General features: G+C 55.2%; 11 protein-coding genes. 2 read left to right on the plus strand and 9 right to left on the minus strand.

The features are described 5' to 3' along the window. Nucleotides 1-7: 7 nt before the first annotated feature. The gene (locus tag L6439_RS23785; protein ID WP_168182666.1) at nt 8-2,317 is read left to right on the plus strand and encodes a beta-glucosidase family protein; all 2,310 of its coding nucleotides are present in this window, start codon (nt 8-10) and stop codon (nt 2,315-2,317) included. A gap of 60 nt (nt 2,318-2,377) precedes the next feature. Here the strand turns inward: L6439_RS23785 and L6439_RS23790 are convergent, their stop codons facing one another. From L6439_RS23790 to L6439_RS23830, 9 genes are all read right to left on the minus strand, one after another. After that, on the minus strand, nt 2,378-3,301 hold the full coding sequence (locus tag L6439_RS23790) for a response regulator (RefSeq protein WP_213470560.1): 924 nt from the start codon (nt 3,299-3,301) through the stop codon (nt 2,378-2,380). A 34-nt stretch (nt 3,302-3,335) separates the two neighbouring features. Next, nucleotides 3,336-4,589: an ATP-binding protein gene (locus tag L6439_RS23795; RefSeq protein ID WP_213470558.1), complete on the minus strand. Its 1,254-nt coding sequence runs from the start codon at nt 4,587-4,589 to the stop codon at nt 3,336-3,338. Nucleotides 4,590-4,684: 95 nt separating this feature from the next. Beyond that, complete coding sequence (locus L6439_RS23800) at nt 4,685-5,335, minus strand: amino acid ABC transporter permease (RefSeq protein ID WP_168182664.1); 651 nt, start codon at nt 5,333-5,335, stop codon at nt 4,685-4,687. After that, nucleotides 5,335-6,006 (minus strand): amino acid ABC transporter permease, encoded by a 672-nt coding sequence (locus tag L6439_RS23805; protein ID WP_168182663.1) that lies wholly within the window; start codon nt 6,004-6,006, stop codon nt 5,335-5,337. The genes L6439_RS23800 and L6439_RS23805 overlap by 1 nt, the downstream gene beginning before the upstream one ends. An 83-nt stretch (nt 6,007-6,089) precedes the next feature. Further along, nucleotides 6,090-6,896: a transporter substrate-binding domain-containing protein gene (locus tag L6439_RS23810; RefSeq protein ID WP_168182662.1), complete on the minus strand. Its 807-nt coding sequence runs from the start codon at nt 6,894-6,896 to the stop codon at nt 6,090-6,092. 209 nt (nt 6,897-7,105) lie between these two features. After that, a complete protein-coding gene (locus L6439_RS23815) occupies nt 7,106-7,834 on the minus strand; it encodes an amino acid ABC transporter ATP-binding protein (RefSeq protein ID WP_168182661.1) in 729 nt (242 codons plus the stop codon). A gap of 210 nt (nt 7,835-8,044) precedes the next feature. Beyond that, the gene (locus L6439_RS23820) at nt 8,045-8,719 is read right to left on the minus strand and encodes a response regulator transcription factor (protein WP_168182660.1); all 675 of its coding nucleotides are present in this window, start codon (nt 8,717-8,719) and stop codon (nt 8,045-8,047) included. Further along, nucleotides 8,676-10,148 carry a sensor histidine kinase gene (locus L6439_RS23825; protein ID WP_213470556.1) on the minus strand — a complete coding sequence of 491 codons (1,473 nt, stop codon included), beginning with the start codon at nt 10,146-10,148 and terminating at the stop codon, nt 8,676-8,678. Before L6439_RS23825 ends, L6439_RS23820 begins: the two co-directional genes overlap by 44 nt. Further along, nucleotides 10,145-11,092 carry a substrate-binding domain-containing protein gene (locus L6439_RS23830; RefSeq protein ID WP_237096631.1) on the minus strand — a complete coding sequence of 316 codons (948 nt, stop codon included), beginning with the start codon at nt 11,090-11,092 and terminating at the stop codon, nt 10,145-10,147. Before L6439_RS23830 ends, L6439_RS23825 begins: the two co-directional genes overlap by 4 nt. A gap of 418 nt (nt 11,093-11,510) precedes the next feature. On the opposite strand from L6439_RS23830, the gene pgtP reads away from it, so the two are divergent. Next, nucleotides 11,511-12,875, plus strand: a complete 1,365-nt coding sequence (gene pgtP / locus L6439_RS23835; RefSeq protein WP_168182659.1) for a phosphoglycerate transporter PgtP — start codon at nt 11,511-11,513, stop codon at nt 12,873-12,875. Nucleotides 12,876-13,132 lie beyond the last annotated feature (257 nt).

Genomic DNA, 13,132 nt, shown 5'->3' on the forward strand with positions numbered 1-13,132 from the left:
TCTGACAATGAAAACAACAAAGGAAACAGACAAGCTTCTGACCCAATTAACACTGGAAGAAAAAGCGTCGCTCTGCGCCGGATTGGATATGTGGATGACCAAAAACATCGATCGGCTGAATATTCCTTCGCTCGCCATGTATGACGGCACGAACGGAATCCGGAAGACGGCCAGCACGGAAGAGCTCGGAATCCTGGGGGAAAATGTGCCGGCTACGTGCTACCCGACAGGCTCGGCGATCGGATCGTCGTGGAACGCGGATCTGCTGCGCGAGCTCGGCATCGCGCTTGGGAAGGAAAGCCGGGAGCTCGATGCGGATATCTTGCTCGGGCCGGGCATCAATATGAAGCGAACGCCGCTGGGCGGACGCAACTTCGAGTACTATTCGGAGGACCCATGCCTGAGCGGAGAACTGGGGGCCGCCTTCGTGGACGGGCTCCAGAGCCAGGGCGTCGCCGCATCGGTCAAGCACTTCGCCTGCAACAATCAGGAGTACGAGAAGATGATCACCAGCTCGGAGGTCGATGAGCGCACGCTGCGCGAAATCTACCTGAGCGCATTCGAACGAATTGTGAAAAAAGCGGACCCGTGGACGATCATGTGCTCTTACAACCTGCTCAATGGCGAGTACACCAGCGAGAACGAATTTTTGCTGAAGCGAATTTTGCGGGAAGAATGGGGATATGACGGCGTCGTCCTCTCCGATTGGACCGCCGTGGACAACCGCATCAAGGGCATCAAGGCAGGCCTCGATCTGGAAATGCCGGGTCCGGCACACTATCATACGCAAGCGATCGTCCAGGCGGTGCAAGCCGGTGAATTAGAAGAGCGGGAAGTGGACGCATGCGTGAGAAGAATACTGGAGCTGGTCCGCCGGACGAGAGAGCATCGGGCGACAGAGAGCCAATCCGCCGAAGAGCGGCATGAATTGGCCCGCCGTGCGGCCGCCGAGAGCATGGTGCTGTTGAAAAATGACAACGGACTGCTCCCGCTTCAGCCTGAGCGCCTGTCCTCCGTCGCCGTCATCGGCCGCTTCGCGAAGCAGCCAAGAATCCAGGGAGCGGGTAGCGCCAAGGTGACACCGACGCGCGTCGATCTCCCTTGGGATGAGATGCAAGACATCGCCGGAGATCGCCTTGAGCTTCGCTATGCGGAAGGCTATGCTCAAGACAGCCCGCTCGATGCGATCGATGAAGGCTTGATCGAGGAGAGCGTCGCATTGGCTGCACGTTCGGACGTAGCGATCATCTTTGCCGGACGGCCTGAATCCTCAGAATCGGAAGGGGTCGATATTGACTCGATCGACTTGCCGCTCCATCAGAGCAAGCTGATCCAGGCGGTAGCCGCCGTCCAACCGAATTGTGTCGTCGTGCTCAGCAGCGGCACCTCCCTCGTCATGCGCCCTTGGGTAGATCAAGTGCCTTCCGTGATTCAGGGCTGGCTGTCCGGTCAAGGCGCAGGCAGAGCCATCGCCGAGATTCTGTTCGGCATGGTCAATCCTTCGGGCAAGCTGTCGGAGACATTCCCGGTCAAGCTGTCGGACACCCCTGCGACTCTCTATCCGCGCGGCGAGGACGGCAAGCTGTATTACAGAGAAGGACTGTTCACCGGATACCGATATTATGACCGGAAGCAGTTGGAGCCGCAGTTCCCGTTCGGTCATGGCCTGTCCTATACGACATTCGAGTATGATTCGATCGAAGCGGTTCAGGCGGGAGACGAAGTGCATGTCACCTGCGTCATTCGCAATACAGGCGCCCGCAGCGGCAAGGAGGTCATCCAGTTGTATGTCAATGATGAAGAATGCAAGTGGGTGCGTCCGGACAAAGAACTGAAGGCATTCGCCAAGATCGCTCTGAAGCCGGGAGAAACGAAGGAAGTTCATTTTACGTTAGACCGGCGCGACTTTTCCTATTACAACACGAAGCAGCAGCGCTGGGCAGCCGAGACCGGATTTTTCAATATCCTGGTTGGAAGCTCCTCTCGCGATATCCGGCTTCGCTGCCGGCTGCACTGCGATTTCGGCACGCAAGACGTTGAATTCCACACCTTCAGCCTGTTGAGCGATTGGCTCCGTTATCCTCATTCGCGGGCGGTACTGGAGGAATACCTGGCGGATATGAACCGGCATGTGGAAGAAGCCATCGTCTTGAACGAGGAATTCATCGGATTCTGGAATGATTTCCCGTTGATCAAAATTATTCAAATGTTCGGCCAGCAATGGCTGCAATACAAATCCCCTCGCCTCGTCATCCAGGAGATGCTGGATCGCGTAGCCCGCAGCCAGCCTGCTGACGAAGCAGCGGCAGAACGATAATAGCAGGACAGCTCCTTCCGGGCCTCGGAAGGAGCTGCTTTGCTGTGCGGGAGAGCCTGTTCACAGGCCGGGGCATGAGGACTCGATATAAAAGACATACAAAAATTTTCTCAGGTTTATTTTGGAGGCGGATGACTTGCTCTGTTCCTCCAGCTCCCGCATGCGCAGGCGCACTTCCTGAAAGTCGAATAAGCGCGATGCAAAGTATTCGAAGGTCGGGTTGCCATAGTCGCTCAGGCCTAACGACGCCAGATTGGTAAGCGCTTGCAGCGCCAGGCGGCGAATACGCTGTTCGATCGCGCGCACGTCCTTCTGCAGATGGGCATCGGCTCCTGCCTCCTTGCGGCTGCGAAGCGCCACCTGTTCGTAGATGGCCTTCAGCGGGGGCAGATCGGGCAGGACGCTGTAACCTTCCTCCTGTTCCTTCAACCATGTCATAACCCGAATCAGATCGGGAGCGCCCGCTTCGCCGGCAACCCCCAATTGCAGCAGCAAGGACCGGGCCTGTTGTTCGATTGGTTTGTCATTGTAGAGGGCAATGCCTGGCCCGGCATCCGCGGTTCCGGTCCTGTCCAGCGTCCGCAGCGAATTGCGGATCGTCTGCATCGACTTCTCCAGCAGCAGATGATCGGAGACGCGCCGCAGCACGGCCAGCACCTCCAGGCGGTTAATCGGTTTCTGGATAAAAGTATCCACGCCTTGCTGGTAAGCTTCACCGATCATTTCTTTATTCTCCACCTGGGAAATCATAATGAATCTGCCGCTGTACTTCTCCTCGCGCAGCGCTTTGACGGTCTCAATCCCGTCGCGCCCCGGCATAAGCAGATCGAGGATGACAATATCCGCTTCCCGGACAGCGGAGGCGGAAGCCTGGGATCCGTCTCCCGCTTCGCCCACGACCTCACCCAGGCCGCTCTCGCCCACGATGCGCGACAACATTTTGCGAACGGCAGGGTCGTCTTCAACCAGAAAAAATTTCAACAACGTTGACAGCCTCCCTTTCGATCGATCAACCTCTTCAAGTCAGCCGCTCCACAGGAATCCGGATCTCGAAGGATGTGTTCCCGGGAGCGCTGCGGACGCGGATGTCTCCATCAAGCAAGCGCACGATATCGGCGGCGTGCGACAGCCCGATGCCGGTGGAGGAGTTCCCTTCGGCATCGAATTTGGTCGTGTATCCGGGATGAAAGATCAAATCGAGCTCATCGGCGGATATGCCCGGGCCGTCGTCCGTGACGGAGAACAAGATAGATTGTCCGCGGAGATCGATGTTCACTTGAATGCGGCCTTGATGCGGCAGCGCTTCTACGGCATTCGATACGATGTTGTTCAGTACGGAGAGAAGCGGATAAATTTCGGTGGTGGACAAATTGATGTCGCATGCGGCAGCGATGTCTACGCTCTTGCCGAGCAGCAAGCCGTAATTCGCATTCGCCCGCGTCACCATGGCGCAGAGTTCGGCAATCGAGATGCGCTTGGTCAGCATCCGTTCCTGCTGGATGATTTTGAACAAGCCGGATAGAATCCGTTCCGAATCCTTTTTTACCTCATGCACATGCTCTGCGATATGCAGCGCCTGTCCCGCGCCCGGGTGGGATTCGGTTTTGAGCGATCGGTATAACCGGTAGCTTTCCCGCGTAATTTCTTCGATATGGGACATCGACTTGCGAAGATAAAAGGCCTCTTCGAACAAATCCGAATTAATGAGCATTAACCGCTCCAATTCCTTCTGCCTCTGTTCTCCCAATGCCCGAACTTGGCGAATCGCCAGCATATTGCACAGGCCTACGGCAAAAAAGCTTCGCAGCAAGCCGACGAGAATGACCAGCATCGTCTCCTGAACCGTGATCGCGGGCGGCGTGCCGGCAGCGAACCGAATGAGCAATTCCGCCCCATTGGAGACGATATCCGCTAACGCGCCGAATATGGCGACTTTGACATGATATTCTACGTTGGCTTTCAATTTGAGCAGAGAGATAACCGCCGCGAAGGTGACATAATAGAAAAATACGGGCATATGCTGCATAAATCCTTCGTCGACAGGGATGCCATGCAGCAGCATGCCTAACATGATGCGGAAGACAACGACGAAGGCGCCCACGGCGATGCCGGTCGCAAGCACAGGCACGGAGAACCAGAGCAGTCCGAAAAAATAGGCCATAATTCCGAGCGAGAAACGAAAATCGCCGCCGAACGGGGTGATCTTCATTTCGCCCAGCAATCCGGTCGATAAGAGAATAATGCTCCAAATGAGCAGCCTGTGGTCCCGCACGCTGATAGTATCGCTCCTTTCCTCCCGATGCTCTCAACGCCCTCTCTCTTATCGTACCGGAAAAGAACCCGTTTTGTCTCGTAAAATATCCATTTTCAGGAATGCTTCCTTTCCAGCTTGCGCGAAGCGATCGACAGCACGTAATTGACCGCGAAGTACAGCAGCGCCGCGAACACGAACGTAGGAATGACATAGTTGACATTCTGGCCGTTAATGATATTGACATGGTTCATCAGCTCCGGCAGCGCAATGACGACTGCCAGCGACGTGTCTTTCAGCAAGGAGATGAATTGGCTCACCATGGGCGGCACCATGCGGCGCAGCGCGATCGGAAGCACGATATGCCGAAGCGTCTGCACCTGCGATAAGCCGGAAGAACGGGCGGCTTCAATCAGGCCCTTCTCGACGGAATTCAGTCCGCCCCGTACGATTTCGGAGATCATCGCAGACTCGAAAATCACAAGCGCGATGACTGCGGCCGTAAATTTATCAAGCTTGACGCCGATCTGGGGCAGAGCGAAATAGGTAAAAAAGATAATCAGCAGCAGCGGCAGGTTGCGAATCGTCTCGACGAGGAACGCGAATAATTTGCCCAGCACCGGCACCTTGGCGTACCGGACCGTGCCGACCAGGACGCTGATCACAAAGCTGAGTGCAATCGAGATCAGGGCCACCTCGATCGTAATGAGAAAGCCTCGCAGCAAAAATTGAATATTGACGGGGGACAGCGCTCCGATAAAGTCCATTAGGCCTCAACTCCTTTGCCGCTCTGATACCTCTGTTCCAGGAAACGAATGCCGAAGCTCAGCGGAATCGTCAAAAGCAAGTAAAACGCTGCGGCAAAAATATACGTGCTGAACGTGTCGAAGGTGTCGGAATTAATCAGGTCGGCTTGGTACATCAAGTCCGGGGCCGACAGCACGGTCAAGATCGAAGAATTTTTCACCAGGTTCAGAAATTGATTGCCCAACGGCGGAATGACTAATTTGATCGCCTGCGGCAGGATGACATGCCGCATCGCTTGAATATAGGTCAGCCCCGAGGAGCGGGCCGCTTCCATCTGTCCGGCGGGAACCGCCTGGATGCCCGCGCGGATCACCTCCGCGATAAAGGCGGAAGTATACACCGTCAAGGCGGCCATTCCGGCCGCAAACGGCACCAGAATGGCGCCCGTCAACAGCGGCAGTCCGACAAGAGCAAAAAACGCGATCAGCATCAGCGGGATATTGCGAATGAACTCGACATACGCGGTGCCGAACCATTGCAGCGGCTTGATCGGGGTAATGCGGAACACGGCAATGACGGCGCCGAGGATAAAGCTCGCAATCAATGAAATGACGCTGGCTGCAACGGTCCCCCCCAAGCCGATGATGTAGCGGTCGAGATGCTCGGTAAGGACAGTGAATTGAATAAACATAATTTCCTCCTCCCAGGTAGAACGGGTCATATCCCTATGTTCCAAAAAGGGGCGAGCGCCCGCTCCCCCTCAATGGTCTCGCTCTAGTTCGGTTTTTTGCCGATCCATTTCTCATAAATCCGCTCGTATTCGCCGCTGTCCTTCAGTTCCTTCAAGGTGTCATTGACCAGCTTGACGAATTCTTCATCGCCTTTCCGGATTCCGATGCCATAAGGCTCATCCGTGAAGGTCTCGTCGAGGACGCGGAAGTTGTTGTCCTGCTGCGCCATTCCGTACAGCAGGGCATTGTCGGTGGTTAAGGCATGGCCTTGGCCCGCTTTCAATGCCGTAAATGCCTCCGCATAATTCTCGAATTCGAGGATCTGCGCATCCGGCGCCGATTCGCGAATGTTTTTGGCGGATGTCGATCCTTTGGCCGTCAACACTTTCGAATCTTTGGTCAGATCCTTGATGGAGTTGATCGGGCTGTCAACGGGAACGAGCAGCGATTGGCCCGCCGTAAAATAAACGTCGGAGAAATCGATTTCCTTTTTCCGCTCCTCCGTAATCGTCATTGTCGCGATAATGAAGTCGATATCGCCGTTCTTCAGCATCGGGATGCGCGTCTTGGACGTCACTTCCATCAGCTCGATGGCGTTTTCGTCCCCGAGCACCTTTTTGGCGATTTGCTTCGCGATATCGATATCGAGACCCTGCACTTCCCCGGTGCCCGGATCCTTCAGCCCGAACAGATTCAGATCGTACTTCACCCCGGCAATGATCTTGCCTCTCTTTTTAATCTGTTCAATCGTTCCTTCGCTTCCGGCAGACGTCCGGGAGCACGCGGATAAAGCGCTTACAATCAAGGCGGCGGCTACGGCGGCGCCGATAATTTTGAACCAACGTTTCATTAATAACACTCCTTTTATTATTCGTTACGTGCGCTGCGGGCTGTTGTGAGCATCAAGAAGGTTGCTTGAACTCGAAGAAGGAGCAGCGCAATGCAGGCAAGCAGGCAAGCAGGCAAGCAGGCAAGGCTACATGAGCAGCGGACTTCGAGAGTGAATGCAAGATTCGATGCCGTGTTGCCGCCTGGGTAACTTCGCGATCAAAAGCAGCCTTAGTGGTTTAATATCCGGCTGAGGAATACGCGCGCCCGCTCCTCCCGCGGATTGGAAAAAAAGTCGTCCGGCGCCGCCTCTTCAATAATCCGTCCTTGATCCATAAAGACGATGCGGTCCGCCACTTCTCTTGCGAAGCCCATCTCATGGGTGACGACCACCATCGTCATCCCTTCCCGGGCCAGCGTTCTCATGACATCGAGCACTTCCCCGATCGTCTCCGGATCGAGCGCCGAGGTAGGCTCATCGAACAGCATGATTTTCGGCTTCATCGCCAAGCCGCGCGCAATCGCGACGCGCTGCTGCTGCCCTCCCGAGAGCTGCGACGGGTAAGCCTTCGCTTTATCGGCAATGCCCACCTTCTCGAGGTTCAGCATCGCCGCCTGCTCGGCTTCCTGTCTCGACATGCCGGCTACTTGTATCGGAGCGAGCGTAATGTTTTCCAGCACAGTCTTATGAGGGTACAGGTTGAAATGCTGGAATACCATCCCGATATTCCGCCGCAATTGATTGATGTCGGTGGATTTGTCATTGACCCGAACGCCGTCCACGATCAGTTCGCCGTCCGTAACCGTTTCCAAACGGTTGATGCAGCGTACCATCGTGCTCTTCCCGGAGCCGCTCGGTCCGATGACGACGACCACTTCCCCCTGCTTAATCGATAAGTTAATATCCTTCAACACGTGGAACTTGCCGTAATGTTTGTTGATTTGATGGAATTGAATCATTGCTTTCCCCCCTTTGCGCCGGAATGAAATCGGTGATAACAATCAGGTTAATAGGAAAACAACGGAAAACTACCGAATCCGACAAAATTAAAATGATAAAATTTGCAGGGAATTGTGCGAGGGAAGGATTGCGGGACCCGCTCTCCGATGGCCGGACACAAAAAAATCACCTGAAAGCCTCGGCTTTCAAGGTGATTTTCCCAACGCGCCTTATCGTCCGCTCTGCAGAAGACGGTGCTTCATGGCATAGTCGACAAGCTGGCTTCTGCGCGTAACATTCAACTTATTCATCATTCTTGACTTATGGGTATCGACCGTCTTGATGCTGACCATCAATTCCCGGGCAGTCTCCGCCAGCGTATAGCCTCTGGCCAGAAAACGGAGCACTTCGATTTCCCGCGGGCTCAGCAGCCGGTAAGGATCGCCGGCCTCCGCTTCCGGCGGCGTTTGGTTGAGCATCGACGATACCAGGATCCGCGTTTCCTGCGGCCGCAGGTAGACGTAGCCGCTCATCACCGAATCAATGGCCGTATACAATTCTTCATCCACCGCCGCCTTCGGAATATAACCGGAGGCTCCCGCCCTCATAATCGACGTAATATAATCCTCGTCTTCATGCATGGTGAGGACGATGACTTTGGCCTGCTCATGCCGCTGCTTGATCTCGGCCAGCACCTGAATGCCGTCCAGGCGCGGCATGCTGATGTCGAGCAGCAAGAGATGCGGCTGGACTTCCTCATACAGCCGCAGGGCCTCGACGCCATCGGCGGCTTCCCCCACCACCCGGAAGGACGGCTTTTTGTGCAAGAGCAGCTTCAAGCCCGCGCGGAGCAGCGCGTGGTCATCCACGATCATGATCTTGACGGTCTGTATGGTCTGTTCCATCACTGTCCCCCTGTTCCAGTACTAACGGGATGGTTGCCCGCAGCTCGGTCCCGCCGGCACTCGTCGTTGTCACATGGAAGGAACCGCCCAGCAGCTCGGCTCTTTCCTTCATGCCGTATAATCCGATCCGCTGCTGCTCGCGCGCCCTGGCGAAATCTTCCGGCTCGATGCCATGGCCATTGTCCCGAATCGTCAATTGCACCCGGGAATCGGAGACGTCCATCCTGATCTCGATCCGGGTCGCCGCCGCATGCTTCACGACATTGGTCAAGCTTTCCTGCAAAATCCGGTACAAGGCGACCGCGATATGGCTGCCGATGGCGATATCCGCTTCGGGAACGGACAGCAGCACCGCAATGTTGTGCTTCTGTTCGAATTTTTGCGCATATTTCTTGATTGCGGAGATCAATCCCATATCGTCCAGAATCGGCGGTCTTAACTCCACCGCCAAATCCCGGATCTCCCGCAAAATTCCGGCCGCCATATCCCGGCTGGCATACAGCAGCTCCCGCTGCTCGGCATCCTTCGCTTCATCCGCCAGCACGCGCATCGTCACCATCAGCGACGTGAGCGCCTGGCTCGTCTCATCGTGCAGCTCGCGCGAGATTCTCTTTCTCTCATCCTCCTGCGCGGACAGCAGCTTCAAAATCAGCGTATCCCGCAGCCGGTCCTTATGCTGCAGCTCGGTCAGCAGCTTCTCGACTTCAATGTTGGAGTCAATCAGACTATCCGCCATTTCATTGAACGCCCGCGCCAGCTTCCCTACCTCGTCGCCGGTCGTCACCTGCGCCCGCAGAGACAGCTTCCCGGCCGATATTCCGGTCGCCACGGCAACAAGATTGTTGATCGGCTTCGTGATGAAGCGGGTCACGTAATACGTAATGCCGGCCGTGGCCGCGCATACCAATAAGGCCGCGACAATCAGCTCTCCGATTTTCATAAAAATATAGGACCGTGCCTGCGTCTCCTCCATGCCAACCCGAACGAATCCGACATCTCCCCCCTCGATGGGAACCAGGATATCATGAATGCGGCCTTCATCCGTTAGCAGCGTGGCCGCCTGCTGGCGGTTCGAGCCATCGGGCAGGTGCGCGGTCCGGATGCCTAGCGGCAGCTGTCCGGAGAAGGTGTCGCCGACCAAGCCGTTATTGCTGTTGATCACCAGGATGTAGCGAACATCTTCGTTCGTCTTCTGGGCCTGGGTGATGAGGAGATGAAGCGAAAATTGATCGTCCGTCAGGATATAATCCGAGCTCAACGCCGCGATATTTTGCGCAATATTGGCGCCGCGCTTCTTCAGCTCTTCCGCCATCATGCTCGTCAGCGAGTCCCAAATGATCGAGCCCAGGACCAAGGCCAGAAAGATGAGAGCGGCAAAGATGGTGCCGAATATTTTCTGGTTAATGCGAAGCCTCCCCATCCATCTCATAGGCGGCCTCGCGACATCTGCTTCCCTCTGTAAGCGGTCTCATACAGCCGCGGATCGAAGGGCACGAACCGATCAATGAACAGCCCCTCCAGCGCCGGCTTCATCGCTTCCTGCTCATGCATGGAGAGAAAAAGTTCTTTTACCATCTGTTTCTCTTCATCCGGCAAGCTGCTGCTGATGACAACCGGACTGGTGCCCGCCGGCTTCGACTTGGCGATAATATGCAGGGAATCGGCCAGCTCCGGATTTTTGCGCTTGGCCTGCTCATAGACCAGGCTGTTCACCGCCGCGGCATCCACGACCCTGTCAATGACGGCCTTAAGCGAGCTGTCATGATTGTAGGTATAGACGTAGCGTCCGAAAAAATGCTCCGGCGTTTCCTCGAATTCGGCCAGCCGCTCACTGATAAAAAAGTAGCTCGAGTAGCTCGCAGGATCGGTAATGGCGATGCTTTTCCCCTTCAAATCGTTAAGATCCGTCATCCCGCTGTCGCGATTGACGACCAGATAGCCATAATAATACGGCACGCCCATTCGTTCCTGCATCGCAATCGCTTCCAGCCCCTCGGCCTTCTTTTGCTTGTAGGTCAGATAGGCCCCTGACGACAGCAGAGCAATATCGGCCCCGCCATTCATCATTAACATCGTAATTTCATTATAGCTCTTGCGCTGAATCAGGATCGCGGGCCGGTTCAGCTTATCTCCTACATAATCGGCAATGGCCCGATAGGAATTGATCGTATCGGCCGGCGACAGCACACTGGAAATCGCCACGCGAAGCGGGGGCGGCGAATCGTCTCGGGAATCGGGCGGCGTACTTTCCGTCTCGGCGAACACAATCTGATAACCGGAGCGCCCCGACGTGCAGCCCGATATCATCGCGGCAAGCAAAAGCAGAAGCAGCATTCCCTTTGCCCTCGGCAGCCTGATCCTTCTATTCTTCATGGTGCGTATAGGCTCCCTCCCTCGACAGCGCCCACCTCGGGGACGTTTTTTGCATCCCCAAGTATAGCATGAAAAGCACGCCCTCTCTATAAACGATGCCCTTTCCAACCCGTTTTAAGGAGTTTTTGCCTACTCGTCCCGCCCGGTGTAGGATTTTTTCCGACAGCGGCCGCGTTTTCTCCTACAAAAAATCAGAACTTTGCTGATAGTATCGGGGCTGGCCTAAGCCTGATAATGAAAAGCGAGGAATGCAAATGAAAGACAGGGAGGTACGATAACGCCGTGGACAGCCCATAGACATCGCCAAGAGTCATCACTCTTTCTGAAACCGGTTCCGCTAACCGTTGGAAGGCATCGTCCCCGCAATCATTTGTTTTTTCATTTTGTTTATCTACAGCTAAGAATCGAGGTTGATTGCATGATTTCATTTTTGAAGCCTAGAGTAAGCGCTGCCAAGGTGCCGCCGGAGCAAGTCCAAAAAACGTATAAGCGCTTCCGGATCCAATCCTTGATGGGTGTTTTCTTCGGCTATATGGCCTATTACATCGTTCGGAACAATTTTGCGTTATCGACGCCGCATCTCCAGAACGATCTCCACCTCAGCGCGACGGAAGTCGGGCTGCTGAGCAGCTGCATGCTCATTGCGTACGGCATCAGCAAAGGCCTGATGAGCAGTCTGGCCGACAAGGCCGATCCGAAAAGGTATATGGCCCTCGGTCTTCTCATGTGTGCATTGGTCAATATTATGTTGGGCTTCTCAACGGCATTTTGGATGTTCGCCGCACTCGTTATTTTGAACGGCATATTCCAAGGAATGGGCGTCGGCCCCAGCTTCATCACGATCGCGAACTGGTTCCCGCGCAGACAGCGAGGCGTCGTCGGCGCGATCTGGAACATCTCGCATAATGTCGGCGGCGGCATCGTGGCGCCTGTCGTCGGGGTCGGCTTCGCCATGCTGGGCCAGGAGCACTGGCAAGCGGCAAGCTATCAAGTGCCTGCGGCGGTCGCGATCGTGTTCGCCCTGATCGTATTGGCCCTGACCAAGGGCTCTCCGGTCAACGAAGGCTTGCCGCCGCTGAACGAGATCGTCCCGGATGAATCCGAGCCGGCCGCATCGGCCTCCTCCGCTTCCAAGCCGCCGGAGGATATGTCGGTCTGGCAAATTTTCAAAAATTATGTCCTGTTCAACAAAAACGCCTGGTTCGTCTCGTTCGTAGACGTATTCGTCTATATGGTGCGCTTCGGCATTATTAGCTGGCTGCCAATCTATCTTTTGAACGTGAAACATTTCACTAAGGCGGAAATGAGCGTCGCCTTTCTCTTTTTCGAATGGGCGGCCATCCCTTCCACGCTCCTGGTCGGCTACATATCGGACCGGTTCTTCAAGGGCTACCGCATGCCGCCGGCCATTATCGCCATGATCATGATTTTCTTCTGTATCATCGGCTACTGGCAGAGCGGTTCGCTGCTGGTCACGACGATATTCGCGGCCATCATCGGATGCCTGATTTACATTCCGCAGTTCCTCGCGTCCGTGCAGACATTGGAGGTCGTGCCGCCCTTCGCCGTTGGATCGGCGGTTGGTTTGCGCGGATTTATGAGCTATATTTTGGGCGCTTCCTTGGGAACGACGCTCTTCGGCTTCATGGTAGACCGGGTGGGCTGGAACGGCGGCTTCTACGTATTGCTGACTGCCGTAATATTGTGCATTGTTTTCTGCATTCTGACCCATATGGGGGCCAAGGAAATGGAACGCGCCAAGCAGGAAGCGGTGAAACCGTAAGCTGCGGTGTCCCAAAAAGCGACTGCCGCTTCGCATCCATTCCGAGAAGCTCCTTCCGGGCAGATGCCCGTCAGGAGCTTCTTATCGTTCAGGCGGCGCTTAGGTCAAGAATGGGATTGGATCTGGATAGTTTCAACATAACTGTAAGCATCAACTCATCATTCCCTGAACCGAAGTGTTCAACATATTTTACGGTACGCCGCTGATTGACATACGATTTCGTTTGTACATAAAAAAATAAGCAGGCCCCGGTTCCG

Source organism: Paenibacillus dendritiformis (assembly GCF_021654795.1).
GTDB lineage: Bacteria > Bacillota > Bacilli > Paenibacillales > Paenibacillaceae > Paenibacillus_B.

Bases quoted from the DNA above. Each gene is read 5' to 3' on its own strand.
- L6439_RS23805 (WP_168182663.1), bottom strand. From the start codon at position 6,006: ATGTTTATTCAATTCACTGTCCTTACCGAGCATCTCGACCGCTACATC.
- L6439_RS23810 (WP_168182662.1), bottom strand. From the start codon at position 6,896: ATGAAACGTTGGTTCAAAATTATCGGCGCCGCCGTAGCCGCCGCCTTG.
- L6439_RS23785 (WP_168182666.1), top strand. From the start codon at position 8: ATGAAAACAACAAAGGAAACAGACAAGCTTCTGACCCAATTAACACTG.
- L6439_RS23815 (WP_168182661.1), bottom strand. From the start codon at position 7,834: ATGATTCAATTCCATCAAATCAACAAACATTACGGCAAGTTCCACGTG.
- L6439_RS23800 (WP_168182664.1), bottom strand. From the start codon at position 5,335: ATGGACTTTATCGGAGCGCTGTCCCCCGTCAATATTCAATTTTTGCTG.
- L6439_RS23830 (WP_237096631.1), bottom strand. From the start codon at position 11,092: ATGAAGAATAGAAGGATCAGGCTGCCGAGGGCAAAGGGAATGCTGCTT.
- L6439_RS23820 (WP_168182660.1), bottom strand. From the start codon at position 8,719: ATGGAACAGACCATACAGACCGTCAAGATCATGATCGTGGATGACCAC.
- pgtP (WP_168182659.1), top strand. From the start codon at position 11,511: ATGATTTCATTTTTGAAGCCTAGAGTAAGCGCTGCCAAGGTGCCGCCG.
- L6439_RS23825 (WP_213470556.1), bottom strand. From the start codon at position 10,148: ATGAGATGGATGGGGAGGCTTCGCATTAACCAGAAAATATTCGGCACC.